This window comes from Candidatus Polarisedimenticolaceae bacterium, assembly GCA_036376135.1.
Classification (GTDB): Bacteria; Acidobacteriota; Polarisedimenticolia; order Polarisedimenticolales; family DASRJG01; genus DASVAW01.
The window spans coordinates 1-17,348 of the sequence record DASVAW010000044.1; the positions used below are offsets into that span (position 1 = coordinate 1).

Annotated in this window: 14 protein-coding genes; 5 read left to right on the top strand and 9 right to left on the bottom strand. The window is 70.8% G+C overall.

Translation table 11 applies throughout. The annotated features are described in order from the left end of the window. Window positions 1-725 (bottom strand): hypothetical protein (locus VF139_03620; GenBank protein ID HEX6850469.1); only part of this gene is annotated, 725 nt, incomplete at its 3' end. A 53-nt stretch (window positions 726-778) separates the two neighbouring features. Here VF139_03620 and VF139_03625 point away from each other — a divergent pair. After that, window positions 779-2,953, top strand: coding sequence for a DUF5916 domain-containing protein (locus VF139_03625; GenBank protein ID HEX6850470.1), 2,175 nt, complete (start codon window positions 779-781; stop codon window positions 2,951-2,953). Here VF139_03625 and VF139_03630 read toward each other — a convergent pair whose 3' ends face one another. Continuing rightward, complete coding sequence (locus tag VF139_03630) at window positions 2,954-4,021, bottom strand: alanine--glyoxylate aminotransferase family protein (protein ID HEX6850471.1); 1,068 nt, start codon at window positions 4,019-4,021, stop codon at window positions 2,954-2,956. Window positions 4,022-4,043: 22 nt separating this feature from the next. Continuing rightward, window positions 4,044-4,886, bottom strand: coding sequence for a thioredoxin fold domain-containing protein (locus VF139_03635; GenBank protein HEX6850472.1), 843 nt, complete (start codon window positions 4,884-4,886; stop codon window positions 4,044-4,046). Window positions 4,887-4,900: 14 nt separating this feature from the next. Here VF139_03635 and VF139_03640 point away from each other — a divergent pair, with 14 nt between their 5' ends. Further along, the gene (locus tag VF139_03640; protein HEX6850473.1) at window positions 4,901-5,758 is read left to right on the top strand and encodes a M23 family metallopeptidase; all 858 of its coding nucleotides are present in this window, start codon (window positions 4,901-4,903) and stop codon (window positions 5,756-5,758) included. 13 nt (window positions 5,759-5,771) lie between these two features. On the opposite strand, the gene VF139_03645 is transcribed toward VF139_03640, so the two are convergent. The 4 genes from VF139_03645 to VF139_03660 all read right to left on the bottom strand — a co-directional run bounded on the left by VF139_03645 (window position 5,772) and on the right by VF139_03660 (window position 11,714). Next, window positions 5,772-6,962: an HEXXH motif-containing putative peptide modification protein gene (locus tag VF139_03645; protein HEX6850474.1), complete on the bottom strand. Its 1,191-nt coding sequence runs from the start codon at window positions 6,960-6,962 to the stop codon at window positions 5,772-5,774. A gap of 5 nt (window positions 6,963-6,967) precedes the next feature. Next, window positions 6,968-9,331, bottom strand: a complete 2,364-nt coding sequence (locus tag VF139_03650) for a hypothetical protein (protein HEX6850475.1) — start codon at window positions 9,329-9,331, stop codon at window positions 6,968-6,970. 3 nt (window positions 9,332-9,334) lie between these two features. Then, a complete protein-coding gene (locus VF139_03655; protein HEX6850476.1) occupies window positions 9,335-10,537 on the bottom strand; it encodes a pyridoxal phosphate-dependent aminotransferase in 1,203 nt (400 codons plus the stop codon). Window positions 10,538-10,658: 121 nt separating this feature from the next. Continuing rightward, the gene (locus VF139_03660) at window positions 10,659-11,714 is read right to left on the bottom strand and encodes a PDZ domain-containing protein (protein ID HEX6850477.1); all 1,056 of its coding nucleotides are present in this window, start codon (window positions 11,712-11,714) and stop codon (window positions 10,659-10,661) included. Window positions 11,715-11,776: 62 nt separating this feature from the next. Between VF139_03660 and VF139_03665 the strand changes: the two genes are divergently transcribed. From VF139_03665 to VF139_03675, 3 genes are all read left to right on the top strand, one after another. Beyond that, window positions 11,777-12,595, top strand: a complete 819-nt coding sequence (locus tag VF139_03665; GenBank protein ID HEX6850478.1) for an SDR family oxidoreductase — start codon at window positions 11,777-11,779, stop codon at window positions 12,593-12,595. After that, window positions 12,592-14,286 (top strand): gamma-glutamyltransferase, encoded by a 1,695-nt coding sequence (gene ggt, locus VF139_03670; GenBank protein ID HEX6850479.1) that lies wholly within the window; start codon window positions 12,592-12,594, stop codon window positions 14,284-14,286. Before VF139_03665 ends, ggt begins: the two co-directional genes overlap by 4 nt. 78 nt (window positions 14,287-14,364) lie before the next feature. Next, a complete protein-coding gene (locus VF139_03675) occupies window positions 14,365-14,583 on the top strand; it encodes a hypothetical protein (GenBank protein HEX6850480.1) in 219 nt (72 codons plus the stop codon). On the opposite strand, the gene VF139_03680 is transcribed toward VF139_03675, so the two are convergent. Next, complete coding sequence (locus VF139_03680) at window positions 14,546-16,336, bottom strand: TRAP transporter large permease subunit (GenBank protein ID HEX6850481.1); 1,791 nt, start codon at window positions 16,334-16,336, stop codon at window positions 14,546-14,548. The genes VF139_03675 and VF139_03680 overlap by 38 nt on opposite strands. Continuing rightward, complete coding sequence (gene dctP / locus VF139_03685; GenBank protein ID HEX6850482.1) at window positions 16,333-17,343, bottom strand: TRAP transporter substrate-binding protein DctP; 1,011 nt, start codon at window positions 17,341-17,343, stop codon at window positions 16,333-16,335. The genes VF139_03680 and dctP overlap by 4 nt, the downstream gene beginning before the upstream one ends. Window positions 17,344-17,348 lie beyond the last annotated feature (5 nt).

Genomic DNA, 17,348 nt, shown 5'->3' on the forward strand with positions numbered 1-17,348 from the left:
GACAGGCGCCGCACGAACCTCCGCGTGGCCCGCGTGGGCACGCCGGCCATCGACACGAGGATGCAGCTCGACTTCTGCCAGAACTTGTGGCTCTGCAGGCGCTGGAACATGCCGCCCGTCTCGATGCACAGGATGAACTTCGCGCTGGTCTCGAAGGTGAGGTGCTCCACGAGCGACGGGATCGAATAGGCCCCCGACCCGAACCGCGTGCAGTCGATCGTCTCGACGCGGCCGGTCTCGAGGTCCTGGTCGTAGACGATGAGCTCCCCCGCCACCGCGCCGCCGTGCTCGTCGGGGATGTAGCGCAGCTGCTCGCGGCTCACCCCGTGGGTGGAGAACATCGCCTCGATGTCGTCCATGACCATGTCCGACTCGCCCTGCTCGTCGAACTTCGCCTCGCCCCAGTTCTTCGACTGGTAATACGCATCTCGCTTGGTGGCGAAGTCGTTGGTCTCCACGAGCTCCTTCGACAGCGCCATCATTTTCAGCGTCTGCGCGAAGGTCTTCGCCGTGTTGACCGTGAGGGTGCGGATCGACTTCCCCTTGCCGATCTCGAACCAGCCCTTCCTGGGGTCGTAGCGGACGTTCGAGAGGGACCGCACCGGGAACGCGACCTCGGGCTTCCCGTGTTTTTCGACGCGCTTCTCGATGCCGTCGGCGACCGATCGGATCGCCTCGACGGTGACCTTGTCCAGCCGGGCCTTCTCGGCTTTCGGCGACTTCATCGCTGCAGTTCCTCCGGACGAACGCGGGGCGGGAAGATACCATGCGCGGCTCGATGATCGCGGCCGCCCTCCTCCTCGCCACGACCCTCGCCGCCTCCCGCCCGGAGGTCGTCATCCCGCGCGTTCCCCGCGAGCCGGGGCTCGAGGAATTCGCCGCGATGGAGCCTCCCGCGGACCTCCGCGACCACCTGCTGCGCATCGACGGGTTCGTGCAGCGTTACCCCGACGACGGCGCCCCGTCGACCAAACGCACCGACGTCTGGCTGGGGTACGACGACGCGAACCTCTACGCCGTCTTCGTGGCGTTCGACCCGGAGCCCGAGAAGATCCGCGCCCGCTGGTCGCGTCGGGAGCAGATCTTCGGCGACGACATCGTCCAGATCATGGTCGACACCTTCCGGGACGAGCGGCGGGCGTATTCGTTCATCTGCAATCCGCTCGGCGTCCAGTTCGACGCCATCTGGACCGAGCAGGCCGAGTTCGACGACTCCTTCGACACCGTCTGGCGATCGGAGGGACGCCTCACCGACGCCGGCTACGTCGTGAAGATGGCGATCCCGTTCCGGAGCCTGCGGTTCCCCGCGACGCAGGAGCAGACCTGGGGTCTGCTCCTCAACCGGGACATCCCGCGGGACAACGAGGAGACCTTCTTCCCCCGCTACACCCCGAAGATCCAGGGTCGCCTCAACCAGACGGCGACCCTGAAGGGGCTCGCGGGGATCTCGCCGGGGCGCAACTTCCAGTTCATCCCCTACGCCACCGCGCGGCGTTACCGCGTCCTCGACGAGGACCAGGCGGCCTTCGTCGAGGACCGCGGCGACCTGGATGGAGGGGTCGACGCGAAGTTCGTCGTCCGGGACGCCCTCGTCTTCGACGTGACCGCGAACCCCGACTTCAGCCAGGTCGAGTCCGACGCCCCGCAGATCACCGCGAACCGTCGCTTCGAGGTCTTCTACCCCGAGAAGCGTCCCTTCTTCCTCGAGAACGCCGACGCCTTCGACACCCCGCTCGACCTGGTCTTCACGCGGCGCATCGCCGATCCCTCGTGGGGCGGGCGGGCCACCGGCAAACGCGACCGGTTCGGGTACGGCGCCCTCGTCACCGACGACGACGCCCCCGACGCGAGGACCCGGGCCGTGATCGCCCGCGCGAGGCGCGACCTGGGCCGTCAGTCGAGCGTGGGACTGCTGGTGACGGACCGGGTCGAGGGGGACGCCCGCAATACCGTGGTCGCCGTCGATTCGCGCATCAAGTGGAACGACGCGTGGGTCGCGGACCTCCAGGCCGTGCGCTCCGACGACGCGGCGAGCGACGAGGCCTTCCTCGTCGACGTGAGGCGCGGGGCGGAGCCGTTCCTCCTGCGCCTGCGCGCGAAGGACATCGGCCCCGAGTTCGTCACCCGGATGGGGTTCGTCCCGCGCGTGGACGTGCGGGAGGGGCTCGCGAACGGCGAGTGGGTCTTCCGCCCGGGAACCCGCCTGCTCTCCGTCACGCCGCAGGTCGGGTTCTGGGGCGTGGAGGACCACGAGGGGCTCCGGCTCGACCGGACGACGACGGCGGGGATCGAGCTCGAGTTCCCGCGTCAGACGCGCCTCGAGGTCTTCGCCGACCGCGGCCGCACGCGGCTTCGCCCCGTCGACTTCCCCGCCCTCGATGCTCCCGCCGACTTCCCCACCTCCTGGAACTTCCTCGAGATCGCCTCCGAGCCCTCGCCCCGGGGGAACTTCGAGGTCTCGTGGCAGTTCGGCGACGGGGTCAACTACGTGCCCCCGGAGGGGGTTCCCCCCTCTTCGGCGCGTTACGACGAGCTCTCCGCGTTCGCGCGGTTCTACCCGAGCCGCAAGCTGCGTTTCGACGTGACGTGGCTCGACTCGACCCTCGACGACGCCGCCACCGGGGAGCGGGTCTTCTCGAACCGGATCGTCCGGCTGAAGGGGAACCTGCAGCTCGACGCGCGCCTGTCGCTCCGCCTGATCGCGCAGCGCGACACGCTCCGGCCGAACGCCGCGCGCACGTCCCTCGAGCCGCTGCGGAAGACCAACGTCGACCTGCTCGCGAGCTACATCGTCAACCCCTGGACCGCGCTCTACGTCGGCTGGAACTCCGACTGGGAGAACGTGGCGCTCGAGGACGGCGGCTCGGGCCCGACGGTGGTCCGCACCCCCACGGGCACGCGCAACGACGGCCGGCAGCTGTTCGTGAAGCTCTCGTACCTGATCCGGCCCTGATCAGCCGCACGCGATCCGGTCGATCACCTCGAGCAGGCCCCGGACCTCCCACTCCTGCGTGTCGCCCATGTGCGCGATGCGGAAGGTCTTCTCCTTCAGATCCCCGTAGCCGTTGGAGATGGCGACCCACTGCCGCCCGAGCTCCCGGTTGAGCTCCGCGACCGAGATGCCGCGCGTGTTCGCGACGCAGGTCACCGTCGGCGAGTGGAACCCCTCCTCGGAGAACAGCGCGAAGCGTTCACGCGCCCACTCCTGCACGATCGCGGCGAGCGCGGCGTGTCGCGCGTAGCGCGCCTCGAGCCCCTCCGCGGCGATGGAGTCCAGCTGCGCGTCGAGGGCCTGGATCTGCGGGGTCGCCGGCGTCGCGGGGGTCTGCCCCTTGTCGTGGTGTTTTTTCATCTCGAGGAAGTCGAAGTAGTAGCCCCGGTTCGGGACCGAACGCGCCTTCTCGAGCGCCCGCTCCGAGACCGCGGCGATCGCGAGCCCCGGCGGGAGCGCGAACGCCTTCTGCGTCCCCGAGAGGCAGACGTCGATCCCCCACGCGTCGAACGGAATCGGCGTCGCCGACATCGACGAGACCGCGTCGACGAGGAGCGTCACCCCCGGATGGCGACGCACCACCCCGGCGATCGCGCCGAGGTCGTTCATCACCCCGGTCGAGGTCTCGTTGTGGACGACGGTGACCGCGTCGTAACGTCCGCCGGCGAGCGCCGCGTCCACGGCCTCGGGGCGGATCGCCTTCCCCCACGGCACGCGCAGGGCGTCCGCGGCCTTCCCGTTGCGTCCGGCGACCTCGAACCAACGGTCGGAGAAGGCGCCTTGCATGCAGCACAACACCCGGTCGCGCACCGCGTTGCGGATCGCCGCCTCCCAGACCCCGGTGGAGGAGCAGGTGAACAGGAAGACCGGGGCGGTCGTGCCGAGCATCCCCTGCAGGCGGGCGACCACGCGGCGGTGCAGCTCCGCGTATTCGGGGGAGCGGTGGCCGATCTGGGGTCGGGCGAGGGCGGCGAGGTTCTCGGCCGCGACCTCGACGGGTCCGGGTACGAACAGGCGCTTGTGCGGCATCGGCTCCCTCGGGCCGCGCAGTTTACGCCTTGCCCCCCGCGGCGGGCTTCCCCGACTTCGATTCGAGCTGATCGAGCCACTCGAGGAACCCGCGCGGTCCGCGGAAGCCGCGCATCCGCGCCACGACGTTTCCGTCCCCGTCGAGGGCGATCACCGTCGGGTAGGTCTGCACGTCGTACTTCTCGCCGAGGTCGAGCCCCTTGACGCCGTGGCGCTCGACCTCCTCCTCGGCGTCGACCTTGACCGGGATGAAGTCCTTGAACCGCTCGACCACCCGCGGGTCGCGGAACGTCACGCGGTCCAGCTCCTTGCACGGGCCGCACCACGTCGCGTAGAAGTCGGCGACGACGATCTTCCCCTCGGCCTTCGCCTTCTCGAGGCCGGGCCTGAAGTCGTGCCACTCGACGTTCGTCGCGCCCGACGCCGGGGACGAGGCGCGCACCGGCGCGGAGGCGACGTTCACGCCGACCATCGTGAGCATGGCGCCGGCGGCGCCGACCGCGAGGACACGGCCGGACCAGACGCGCAGCGGTCCTTCGTACGCGAGCGGGAGGAACCGTCCCGTCGGAGGGATCAGCAGCAGGACGAAGAGGAGGACGCAGGCGAGCAATCCGACGAGTCCCAAGACCCCTCCGCGGAAATGCAGCTCGAGGCACCCCAGCGAGGCGAGGACCGCCCCCGCGAGGCCGGCCCACCGCGCCCACGACCGACGCAGGCAAAGCCCCCCGGCAAGGCACAGGGAAAGGAGCAGGAGCGCGGCGGCGCTCCACCGGACGTCCGGCGCCGGGACGGCGAGCAGGCGCCACGAGACCCAAGGGACCACGATCCCGAAGGTGAGCATCCCGAACACGGCGCCGAAGGGCATGGTACGGTTTCTCCGTGAAGCGACCGACTATTCGTACCGCGCGGATCCTCCTCCCGCAAGCGCTCCTGCTCCTTCACGCCTCGACCGCCGCGGCCTTCGAGGTGAAGGTCCACGCAAGGGAAGTCGCTCCCGGAGAGCCGATTCGGGTCGTGGTGGCCGGCGTCGACGCCGCGCCGACCGGGTCCTTCCGCGGCGCGCCGGTCGCCTTTTCCCGGGGCGAGGCGGGCTGGGTCGGCTGGGCGGCGGTTCCCCTGGACGCGAAGGCCGGGCCCGTCGCGCTCGAGGTGCGCTCCGGCGGGGCCACCGAGCGGAAGGAGCTCCGGATCACGGCGAAGAAGTTCCCCGAGCAACGCCTGAAGGTGGAGGAGAAATACGTCTCCCCCTCGAAGGCGCAGCAGGAGCGGATCGCCCGGGAGAAAAAGCGCCTGGACGCGATCTACGCCAGACGCACCGACGCCCCAGCCCCGTCCGATCCGTTCGTCCGTCCGGTACCCGGAGAGCCGACGTCCGCCTTCGGACTGAGACGTCTGTTCAACGGGCAGCCCCGCGCCCCGCACGCCGGCCTCGACCTCAAGGCCGCGACGGGGACCCCCGTGCGCAACGCCGGCGCCGGTCTCGTCGTCCTCGCCGACGACCTCTATTTCGCCGGCAAGACCGTCATCGTCGATCACGGAGCGGGACTCTTCACGATCTACGCCCACCTCTCCCGGATCGACGTGAAGGAAGGGGACGAGGTCGCGGCGGGGAACGTCGTCGGCCTTTCGGGGGCGACCGGACGCGTCACCGGCCCGCACCTCCACTGGGGAGCGCGGGTGGGCGAGACGATCTTCGATCCGCGCGCCCTCCTGGACGCGCGACTGTTCGGCCGGTGAGAAGGGTCCCGGGTCAGTCCCAGTTCCAGCGCACGGGTCGGGCCGCGAGCCGCCCGCGAAGGCGTTCGTAGCGGGCGAGTTGCGCGCGGCCCGCGGGGGTGGCCTCGAGCGTGCGCGCCGCACGCGCCGCCGCGCCCCGCAACGCCCGATGCTCCCGCTCGATCGCCGACGCGACGCGGCGCCCCGCCGCGGTGAACCACTTCGCCCGCCCCGCCGCCCGGAGGACCGGAAGCGACGACGCCACCATCGCCTGCTCCTCGAGAAGGCGGCGCGCCAACCAGAGGCGGCGCGCGGCGGGAAACGCCTCGTCCGAGGCGAGCATCCGCTCGAAGAAGCGCGCGCCGACGGTGAACGTCGTGCACGCGTGCAGCAGGCCGCGCAACGGCCGCCACTCCCGACGCCAGGGGGAATAGAAACGGGGACCGTCCTCGGCGAGCGCCTTCGCCGCGAGCAGGGGGTGCACCGCCTCGATCTCGTGGAGGCGCACGTGGGAGGTCTCGTGGACGAGGTCCTCCGCCACGCGCACGAGCGGGGACGAGTCGACGTGGATGTAGACGATCCCGGGCTTGCGCGGCGACGAGTAGGAGACCGTCGCCCACTCCGCGACCGGCACCACGCACCACACCCGGCCCGCGAGCAGGTTCCGCCCTTCCGGCCACGCCCTCGCGAGCAGCTCGAGCGCCGAGGCCACCCTCGTCTCGAACGTCGCGACGGGTCGACCGATCCGGACCTCGAGCCCCTTGGATTCGAGCAGACGACCCACCACGATCGGCGCGTGCTCGACGGGGTCGCCGAGGCGGCGTCCCCGGTCGGCGTCGTCGTCGAGGTGGACCGCGTCGATCCCCAGGATCCGCCGCAGGGACCGGCTGGCGCGCTTAAGCTCCTCCCGGACCGCCTTGCGGACGCGATCGGGGAAGTTCCTCGGAATCCGCCCCGTCGGCGCGAGGCGCGCGAGCCATCCCGCGTCCGCGACCTTCTCCACGAGCGCCGACTTGGGCCCGATGGTCGCCCGCTCGAGGTCGAGGGCGTCCTCGACCGACGCGAGCCACGTGCGGAAGTCCCCGGAGGCGAGGATCTCGGGAGGGACGTCGGAGACCTTTCCCGCGATCCGGCGCAGTCTCGACGCGGCGTCCCTCGCGATCGCCCTGCGGAGCGGAGCGTCGACGTGGGGGTCGGGCGGAACGAGCCGGTCGAGGTAACGCAAGGAGATCAGGCGAGCGCCCCCGCCGCCTCCTTCAGCCGCGCGATGCGGCGGTCGCGCTCGCGGACGAATCTCTCGATCCCCTCGAGGATGTGTTGGGTCCCCAGTCGAGCCTCGTCGATGACCTCGTCGACGGTCCCGCCGGTCCTCCAGCGCTCGTCCCAGTCGGCCGCGAGCGAATACTCCTTGGCCCACGGGTGCGCGATCCACTCCTTCATCCAGCGGATCGAGCGGTTGGTGATCGCCATGGAGTCCCAGCGGTCGGCCGAGGAGACGATCGACGCCTGCACGTCCGCGTCCTGGAGCCGGAACAGCTGCGGGCTGATCACGGCGACGATCTTGACGTTGAGCCCGGCCCGGTCGAGCTCGGGGAGGACCTTGACGAGGTTGGCCGTGGGCATCGTCCCCTGGACGAAGACGCAGCCGCCCTTCGGCCTTCCGGGAGCATAGTCGCGCAGGACGTAACACCCGCGGGCCGCCTCGAAGTGGGACGCCATCCCCAGCGCCGCGCGATCTGGGATCTCGACGGCGGGACGGGTGAGGTGAAGCGCGACGATCGGAGCCTGAGCCCGCAGCGCCGCCGCGAGGACGACGGGAACCTCGTTGTACTCCCAGGGGTGCAGGTCGATGACGTATCCCTCGGGGAACAGCTGCGTGACCGCGGTCTCGAAGATCCCGAAGTGCGTCCGCGAGTCCTCGGCGGTCTCGGGCCCGGAGTGTCCCGCGACCCAGAGGACCTTGCCGAGCTTGAGCTGGCAGTCCTGCGCGAGCTGGCTGAACAGCCGCATCGCGCCGTACTTGAGGTACGAGAACGACCCGTAGGTCGAGCACGCCCCCCAGAACCCGTTGAACGTCCGCATCGGGTCGTCGGCGAGGTTGACCGAGGCCATGCCCACCATCAGCCCCGCGTTGGTGAACTCGGTGATCTCTTGGGGAAGGAGCGTGCCGCGCGGGTTCGTCGTCCGGTGGTACCAGCCCCAGCCGGTCTCGCCGCCGAAGTCCTTGGCGAAACCGGCGATGTTGGTCGACTCCGCGAGGTCGGCGGAGCACGCGACGAACAGCGGACGCCCGTACTTCCGCTTCGCGGTCGTGTTGATCCACGCGCCCCACGTCGCGAGCGCCGCGCGGTTGGGTTGCTTGTCCCCGGGTTTTCTCCACATCGACTCGGGATAGGCCTTCGCGTCGAGAAGCTCCGGGTCGCCGAAGACCGCGGCGCCCTTGCCGCCGAGGTTGAATCCGGGAACCGACTCGGGCACCTCCTCGGCGATCTCGACGAGGCGCGTGGCGATCGCGTCGGCGAGCGCGGGATCGCGCGCCAGAACCGACATCGCCGCCTCGAAGTTGGCGCGCGCCTGCTGCAGGCGCTCCGCGTCGCCCGCCGGCGCCGCGGCGTCGACGCCGACGTACTGGACGCCGTATTTCTCCATGAACGCCTTGCGGACCGCCCAGAACTCGGGGGCGTTCATCGGCCACGGCGTGCCGTGCGACTTCTCGTCGTATTTGCCGTACCCGCGCCCCTTGCGCGTCTTGAACCACGCCATGGTCGGGAGCTTGCCGAGGTTCTCGCCGCGCGCGGCCTCGAGCGCCACGCGCGTGACCTCCGCCCAGTCCATCCCCTGCTCCGTGCCGACGACCCGCCAGCCGTACGGCTCGAACCAGTCGCGGGGCGTCCCGTGCACGACCGACGAACAGGCGTTCACGTCGATGCCGTAGTCGTTCCAGTCGATCAGGAAGACGAGGTTGGAGAGACCCAGTCCCCAGGCGGAGTTCTTGGTCTCGTGGGAGGCCCCGGGGGTGAGGCCGCCCTCCCCTTCGACGACGAAGACCTTGACCTCCTCGCAGCCGGCCATCTTGAGCGCGAGGGCCTGCCCCGCGGCGGGCGGCATCCCGTGCCCCGACGGACCGGTGTTCCACTTGAGGAACAGCGTCTTCCCCTCCATCTCGGCGTGGCCCGCGAGCCCGTGGCGGCGGCGAAGGACCAGGAGGTCCTCCCACGTCACGGCCCACTTCCCGCCGTCGGGGAAGGCGAAACGCTGCTCCCCTCCCGCCGCGTGGCGGACGCGCATCGACTCGTTGAGCACGGCGAGGATCGAGTAGATGAGGGGCACCGTGTGCCCCGCCGAGAGCACGAACCGGTCGGAGAACGGGCGCCACGGCCGCAGCAGGTCCCATCGCATCGCGCCGGACAGGAGGGTCGCGAGCGTGAGGTGAGCCTTCGACCGGGATCCGCCGGGGTGGCCGCTCTGCCGGTAGTTCAGGCTGAGGTCGATCACCTCGTCGACGAGGTCCTTCACGACCTCCCAGTGGGGGAACTGCTTCTCGGCGGAGGCCAGGAGGGCGGCGACGTCCGCGACGTTGGTCTTCGTGCTCAACGGCTACCTCGTGTTCTTCTTCATGAAATCGGCGATCCGCGCCAGACCCTCGTCGATGGCCTCGAACGAGGAGGCGTACGAGAAGCGGACGTGTTGCCCCTCGCCGGGGATGAGGCTCCCGAAGTGGACGTCGGAGAGCGTCGCCACGCCGGCGTCGTACAGCAGGCGCTTGCGGAGGTCCTCGCTGTCCGGCGAGCCGACCATCCGGCACGCCTCGTCGACGTTCGGCCAGACGTAGAAGGCGCCCCCCGGCTTCAGGCAGCGGAAGCCCGGGATCGCGTTCAGTCCGGCGACGATCCTGTCGCGCCGCTTCAGGAAGATCTCGCGCATGTCCTCCGCGGGCTTCTGGCTGGAGTTGAGCGCCTCGACGACCGCCCACTGGTTCGGGTGCGGCGGGCACGAGTCGGTGTTGGTGACCCAACGGGTGAACGCGGGCGCGAGCGCCTTGTTCGCCGCATAACCGATCCGCCAGCCGGTCATCGCGTAGGTCTTCGAGGCCGAGTCCGCGAGGATGGTCCGGTCCTGCATGCCGGCGCAGGCGGCGATCGAGGCGAACGCACCGTCGTAGACCAGCGCGGAGTACACCTCGTCGGAGTAGATCCAGAGGTTCTCGTAGTCCGATGCGATGCGGGCGATCTCCTGCAGCTCCTCGCGGCTCAGGAGATTCCCCGTCGGGTTCCCGGGGCTGCACAGGATCAGCAGGCGCGTGTGCTTGGTGATCTTCCTCCGCAGCTCGTCGACGTCGAAGTTGTACCCGCGCGCCTCGCGCAGCGGGAGCGGAACGGGCACGGCCCCGTGGGCCTTGATCTGCGCCTCGTAGATCGGGAACCCCGGGTTGGGATAGATCACCTCGTGGCCGGCGCCGTAGTCGGTGACCGACAACACGCTGTAGCCGATGAACGGCTTCCCGCCGCAGCCGCAGACGACGTCGTCCGGGGCCACTTCGATGCCGCGCGTGCGGGTGAAGTAGCGGGCGACCGCCTCGCGCAGCGGCGCGATTCCCGGGGACGGCGTGTAGCCGTGTTTCCCCTCGTCGATGGCGCGTTTGGCGGCCTCCTGGATGTGCGTCGGGGTCGGGAAATCGGGCTGGCCGATGCAAAAGGACACGACCCGCTTGCCCGCGGCCTCGAGCTTGGCGACCTCCGCGAGGACGACGAACGCGTTTTCGGTTCCGAGGTTTCGTGCGCGGTCGGAGATGGGAAGCATGGTCCCCCGCTTTCCGGCGCTGGTGAGGATCAAAGGACGCCGGAAAGCGGATTGTAGGAGGCGGGCGACGAAACGGGCAAGGGGCCGGAAGGCGAGCTTCCGGCCCCGCGATAGGCAAAGGTCAGATCGAGCTCCAGGACGACGCCCGGATCGCCGGTGCGGGCGCCCCGGGCGGCAGCGGCGCCACGGGCGGAACCGGCGGCACGGGCGGAACCGCCAGCCGGTAGGCGCGCGGCCCGGCCGCCTCGTCCTCCTCGATCTTCGGGAGGTCGGCGCGCAGCTTCACGACCTTGCGGTCGCGCACGACCTCGAGGTCGATGCTCTGGCCGGACTTGCCTCCGATCGCCTCGAGGATCTCGCCCGCCGAGGAGACCTCCGATCCGTCCACGCGCGTGATCACGTCGCCGACCTTGACCCCGGCCTTCTCCGCGACGCTGCCGGGGAGGACCTTGCCGACGAGAACGCCGTGTTCCTCGGGGGCGCCGAGGTGCTCGCGCAGCTCGGGGGTCGTGCGCACGAGCTCGACGCCCAGGCGCGGGCCTCCGCCGGCGAGTCGGATCCTCAGATGATCGAGCTGCGGCAGTCGCTCGAGCTCGAGCTGGCGGTACTGCTCGGCCATCGCGCGCGCGTCCTCCGCCATCGCGCGCGCGTCCTCCGCCGCCGCCCACGAGCCCTCGAATCCGGGGGCGAGCACGCGGAACTTGTTCTTGCGCTCGGCGAGCTGCGCCGAGAGGGTCTGCTTCTGCCCGTCCCGCAGGACGTCGAACCTCACGGTGTCGCCGGCCTTCGAGGCATGGATCATCTCGGTCAACGTCGCGGGACCGTGCACCTTGTCGCCGTTCATGGCGACCACGACGTCGCCTTTCTTCAGGCCGGCCTTCTCGGCCGGGGAGTCCTTGATGACGCTCGTGACCTTCGCGCCGCTCCCGGCCTCCTGCCCGGCGAGCGTCACGCCCAGCCACGGGCCGATCGTGACCGCGATCGCTTCGGGCGCCTCGGAGTCGCCGTCCCACTCGAAGACCTGCACCGGCTCGTCGCCCTGCTGGATCACGATCTTCCGCTTCTCGGCCTTGGGGGCCTCCTGCTCGGCGGCCCAGGTGATTCCCGCGACGAGCGCCGAGAACGCGAGCCCCGCGATCCCGACCCCGCGCAGCCACCGATTCGAGTCCATCTTCATCGTTTCGATCCTCCGCCCCCTGCTACGCCCGGGGGTGCGCGAAAGTCGACTACCATCCCGCCGTGATCGACGAACACGCCTTCCGCGGCCGGATCGCCCTCGTCACCGGCGGGGGGACGGGGCTCGGCCTCGAGATCTCCCGCTCCCTCGCCCGGCGCGGGGCGAAAGTCACCCTCGCGAGCCGGAGCGCGGAGCATCTGGAGGCGGGGCGGCGGACCCTGGCCGAGGGCGGCGCCGAGGCCGCCGCCATCCCGTGCGACGTGCGCGACCCCCATGCGGTGCGTCGCCTCGTCGCCGCGGTCCGGGAGCGCTTCGGCGGACTCGACGTCGTCGTGAACAACGCCGCGGGGAACTTCGTCCGCCCCGCCGAGCGCCTCCCCGAAAAGGCGTTCGCCAACGTCGTGGACATCGTCCTCAACGGGACCTTCAACGTCTCCCGCGCCGCCGGGAACGCGATGATCGCGCAGGGACGCGGCGGGGTCATCCTGAACGTCGTCGCGACCTACGCCTGGACGGGAGGCCCCGGCACCGTCCACTCCGCGTGCGCGAAGGCGGGCGTCCTCGCGATGACCCGGACCCTGGCCGTCGAGTGGGCGCGTCACGGGATCCGCGTCGTCGCGGTCGCCCCGGGACCGTTCGACTCGTCGGGGGCGGCGGACCGGTTGTGGCCGTCGTCGGAGCTCGAGGAGCGGGTCCGCGCCGCGATCCCCCTCGGGCGATTCGCGAAACGGGAGGAGGTCGCGGAGGCCGCCGCCTGGTTGTGCTCCGACTCCGCCGCGTACGTCACGGGCGATTGCCTGACGATCGACGGCGGCGCCTGGCTGGGGCGAGGAATCCTCGGCGCGGACGAGCCGATCCCGGTGGTGAGGAGGCGGCGATGAAACGGGCCCTGGTCCTGGCGGCGGCGCTCGCGACGATCCCGGGGAGCCATGCCTCCCGCGGAGAAGGAAAGATGTTCGCCACGCGCTCGGTGGTGCACGCCCGTCACGGAATGGTCGCCTCGTCCCATCCCCTGGCGACGCAGATCGGCCTCGACGTCCTGAAGGCCGGAGGAACCGCCGTCGATGCGGCGATCGCGGTGAACGCGGCGCTGGGGTTTCTCGAGCCGGTCGCCTGCGGCATCGGGGGCGATCTCTTCGCCCTCGTGTGGGACGCGAAGACCGGGACCCTGCACGGGCTCAACGCCTCCGGTCGCGCCCCCGCCGCCGTCCGTGCGGACGCGATCCCCGCGGAACCCGACGGCACGATTCCGCTCTTCTCCCCCTACGCCTGGACGGTCCCCGGAGCCGTGGACGGCTGGTTCGCCCTGCACGCGAAGTTCGGCCGCCTTCCGATGAAGGAGGTCCTCGCCGGACCGATCCGCTCCGCGCGCGAAGGGGAGCCGGTTCCGCAGGTGATCGCCGCCGCCTGGGCGCGCGGCGGCGCGCTGCACCGGGACAAGCCGGGGTTCGCGGCGGTCTTCCTTCCCGAGGGGCGCGCCCCGCGCGACGGGGAGGTCTTCCGGAATCCCGCGCTCGCGAAGGCTTACGAGCTTCTCGCGGAACAGGGACGCGACGGGTATTACCGCGGCCCGATCGCCGACGCGCTCGACGCGTATTCCCGGGAGGTCGGCGGGTTCCTGCGCAAGGAGGACCTCGCCGCCAACCGTCCGACCTGGGTCGAGCCGATCGCGACGACCTATCGCGGGGTCACCCTCTACGAGATCCCGCCCAACGGGCAGGGGCTCGCCGCCCTCGAGATGCTCAACCTCCTCGAGGGATTCGACCTCGCGTCGATGGGGCGCGACTCTGCGGAGTTCTGGCACGTGATGATCGAGGCGAAGAAGCTCGCCTTCGAGGACCGCGCCCGTTTCATCGCCGATCCGGAGTTCGCGAAGGTGCCGATCGAGGGGCTCCTCTCGAAAGCGTACGCCCGGGAGCGCGCGAAGCTCCTCGACCGCAAGCGCGCCACGGCGCGTCTCGAGCCGGGCTCGCCGCGATTCGGCTCGGGGGACACGACGATCCTCGTGACCGCGGACGCCGCGGGGAACATGGTCTCCCTCATCCAGAGCAACTACGCCGGGTTCGGCTCGGGGTACGCGCTCGCCCCCTACGGCTTCGGCCTGCACAACCGCGGCGCGCAGTTCGACCTGAAGCCCGGGCGCGCCAACTCCCTGCAGCCCGGCAAGCGCCCCTTCCACACGATCATCCCCGCGTTCGCGATGCGCGACGGGAAGCCCTGGCTCGCCTTCGGTCTCATGGGGGGCGACATGCAGCCCCAGGGGCACGTGCAGGTCCTCGTGAACCTCGTCGACTTCGGGATGAACCTGCAGGAGGCGGGCGACGCGCCGCGCTTCTACCATACCGACTCGTCGGAGCCGACGGGCACGCTCATGACCGACGGCGGCGTGCTCGCCCTCGAGCCCGGGGTCCCCGCCGAGGTGCGGCGCGAGCTCGCCCGGCGCGGGCACAGGATCCAGGAGCAACCCGCGGGGGCGTTCGGCGGGTACCAGGCGATCGCGCGGGACCCCGCGACCGGGATCCTCTCGGGGGCCAGCGAGTCCCGGAAGGACGGGTGCGCGGCCGGGTATTAGGGGCGAGTGGACGCGGAGTTCACGAGGACCTAACTTCGGGGGCGTACATTCGAGAACGTAAGTAAGGATGGGTCCCCGATGACGAAGTTCGTGTTCCTCACCGACGAGCCCGAGAAAGTACGCCGCGCCTGGGGCGCCGCATGCGAATGGACCGTGACCGCCTTCGAGTCCGCGGCCGACGCGTTGTTCTGGGAGCGCCAGATGTGCCGCGCCGGTGCCGTGGCGCTCGAGGGCCAGGGCTTCCACTTCGGCGTGGTCGCTATCGCAGCGCCGACGTCAACCACGGGACGTAGGTGATCAGCAGCACCGACGCCAGCAGGACCGCCAGCATCGGCACCGTCGCCCGGTAGACCTCCGGCAGGGGCTTCTCGAACCGGTACGAGGCCAGGAAGAGGTTCATTCCGACGGGCGGGGTGAGGTAGCCGAGCTCCATGTTCGCGAGGAAGATCACGCCGAGGTGGACGGGATCGATCCCGTACGCCGCACCGATCGGCGCGATCAGGGGCACGACCACGACGATCGCCGAGAAGATGTCCATCAGGCAGCCGACCACGAGCAGGAAGGCGTTGAGCAGGAGCAGGAACATCGCCGGCGACGCGACGATCCCCTGGACCCACGCGACGCCGCGGGTCGGGATCTCCGCGTCGATCAGGTAGTTGGTGAAGCCGAGGGCGACGCCGAGGATCAGCAGGACGCCCCCCATCAACACGCCGCACTTCGCCGCGACCCGACGCAGGTCCCCGCGCACCCTCAGGTCGCGGTAGACGAACGTCTCGACGACGAAGGCGTACAGCGCCGTCGCGGCGGCGACCTCGACGAGGGTCGCGAAGCCGCCGAACAACCCGACCAGGACCACGACCGGGAGGGCAAGCTCCCACTTCGCCTGCCACACCGCGTCCGCCGCGGCGCGCGGATCGAACGGCGGCCGCGAGGCGGCCCCTCCGCCCTGCAGGATCACGCCGAACACCCCGGCGAAGCCGAGCATCACGAAGCCCGGGAGCAGGCCCCCGAGGAACATCTCGTCGACGGGGGTCTTCGCGGTGATGCCGTACAGGATCACGGGGAGGCTCGGCGGGAAGAGCAGTCCCAGCGACCCCGCTCCCGTCAGAAGCCCGAGGGCCCTTCGCTCCGAGTACCGCGCCGCGACGAGGACCGGCATCAGCAGTCCGCCCAGGGCGAGGATCGTCACCCCCGAGGCCCCGGTGAACGACGTGAAGAAGGCGCAGACGAGCACGGTCGCGATCGCGGGGCCGCCGCGCATCCATCCGGTGAGCTCCTGGAACACGCGGACGAGGCGCTGCGACGCGCCCCCCTCCGCGAGGAAGTACCCCGCGAGGGTGAAGAGCGGAATCGTGGGGAGCATCGCCTGACGCGTCATCCGGTACGTCTCGACCGGAACCGCGGCGATCGGGACGTCGGCCTGGCGGAACAGCAGCAGCGCCGCCCCGCCGAGCGTCGTGAAGACCGGGGCGCCGAGCGCGGTCGCGATCGCGAGCGTCGCCATCCCCGGCCAGAAGAGCGTCGTCGGGGAGGCCCGGAGGAGCGCGACGAAGACGCCGATCCCGATCCCCGCGGCGAGGAGCCGACCCCGCGTCGACTCCGAGGCGCCGGTCGCGAGGCGCACCGCGACGATCGCGAAGCCGGTCGGGAGGGCGAGCTGGACGACCCAGACGGGAACTCCGAAGGCGACGATGGCGGGCGAGCCTCGCTCCGCCAGGACGACGTCCGCCGCCGCGCGGGCGAGCGCCGCCGAGATCCCCGCGGCGACGCCGCCCGCGATCCCGTTCGCGGTCGCGCGGGCGCGCGGGGGAAACAGGTCCACCCCCGTCGACAGCGACAGCAGCTTTCCTTCGCGGGCGGCGAGGGCGCCGCCGAACATGGCGGCGACGAGGGTGAGATGCTGCACGATCGGCGTCGCGCCCGTGATCCCGGTCCCCGTGGCCTTGCGAAGGACGATCTCCGCGAGGGGAATCGCGGCCATCAGGAGCAGGCACGCCGCGACGAGGCCGTCCTCGAAGGCGTGAAGCGCGCGCAGGACCCTCGCGATCATCGAGCGTTCGCGCGATACGCCTCGACGTCCTTGCGCACGGCGTCGAAGACGTCGGCGGGGACGATCCTCCCGCGGATGTCCCCCCAGTTCGCCTCGGCGATCGCCTGCCACGCCGCGAGGTCCGCCGCCGACGGGGTCACGACCTTGAGACCTCGTTCCTTCATGCGCGCGATCGCCTCCTCGTTCGACCCGCGGATCTCGGCCTTCAGCCTCTCCCCCGCCTCGCGGGCCGCCTCGAGCAGCGCGGGCTTCGCCGCCTCGGGGATCTGGTCCCACGCGCGTTTCGTGACGACGGTCGCGCCGATGAGCGGCGCCCAACGGACCTCGGTCATGTTCGGAGCGAGCGCGAACCACTGCGAGGCCAGTGCGAGCAGCGGCGTCGTCGGAACCGCGCGGATCAGCCCGGTCTGCAGCGACGGGAGAATCTCGTTCGAGGCGAGCGGGACGGGACGAAACCCGGCCTTCTTGTAGAGCTCCACCCCGGCGTTGTCGCCCCCCCACACGAAGATCGGCTGCGGGCGCAGCGCCGCGGGGTTCGGCGCGGGGTCCTTCGTGAAGAAGCAGACCCAGCCGCCGTCCCCCCAGTTGAGGACGAGGAACCCCCGGTCCGCGAGCCGTTTCTCGAGCAGCGGCCGGAGCGCCGCGCGCGCGTGGTCGAGCTCCTCGTACGACCGGAACATCATCGGAATCTGGAACGCCCGCAACGACGGGTCGATCTGCGCGAGCCCTTCGGTGGAGAGCGACGCCGCATGGAACTGGCCGATCCTCAGCTTCGACACGGCGTCGGGCTCGTCCCCCGCGATGCCGCCGGCGAAGATCCTCAGCTTCACCCCGCCGGCGGGCGCCGATTTCCACTTCTCGCCCATGTCCTGGAGGATCCGGTGCCAGGACGACCCCTCGGGGATCACGGTCGCCAGCTTGATTTCGACCGACCGGTTCGCGGGGGCCTGGCCGAGCCCGAGGGCGCCCGCGCCGAGAATCAGAGCCAAGACGATCGGTCGTCGCATCCCGG

What these genes read in the sequence shown, in the direction of transcription:
- VF139_03655 (HEX6850476.1), bottom strand. Translation starts at nt 10,537, where the DNA reads ATGCTTCCCATCTCCGACCGCGCACGAAACCTCGGAACCGAAAACGCG.
- VF139_03630 (HEX6850471.1), bottom strand. Translation starts at nt 4,021, where the DNA reads ATGCCGCACAAGCGCCTGTTCGTACCCGGACCCGTCGAGGTCGCGGCC.
- dctP (HEX6850482.1), bottom strand. Translation starts at nt 17,343, where the DNA reads ATGCGACGACCGATCGTCTTGGCTCTGATTCTCGGCGCGGGCGCCCTC.
- VF139_03675 (HEX6850480.1), top strand. Translation starts at nt 14,365, where the DNA reads ATGACGAAGTTCGTGTTCCTCACCGACGAGCCCGAGAAAGTACGCCGC.
- VF139_03680 (HEX6850481.1), bottom strand. Translation starts at nt 16,336, where the DNA reads ATGATCGCGAGGGTCCTGCGCGCGCTTCACGCCTTCGAGGACGGCCTC.
- VF139_03635 (HEX6850472.1), bottom strand. Translation starts at nt 4,886, where the DNA reads ATGCCCTTCGGCGCCGTGTTCGGGATGCTCACCTTCGGGATCGTGGTC.
- VF139_03625 (HEX6850470.1), top strand. Translation starts at nt 779, where the DNA reads ATGATCGCGGCCGCCCTCCTCCTCGCCACGACCCTCGCCGCCTCCCGC.
- ggt (HEX6850479.1), top strand. Translation starts at nt 12,592, where the DNA reads ATGAAACGGGCCCTGGTCCTGGCGGCGGCGCTCGCGACGATCCCGGGG.
- VF139_03660 (HEX6850477.1), bottom strand. Translation starts at nt 11,714, where the DNA reads ATGAAGATGGACTCGAATCGGTGGCTGCGCGGGGTCGGGATCGCGGGG.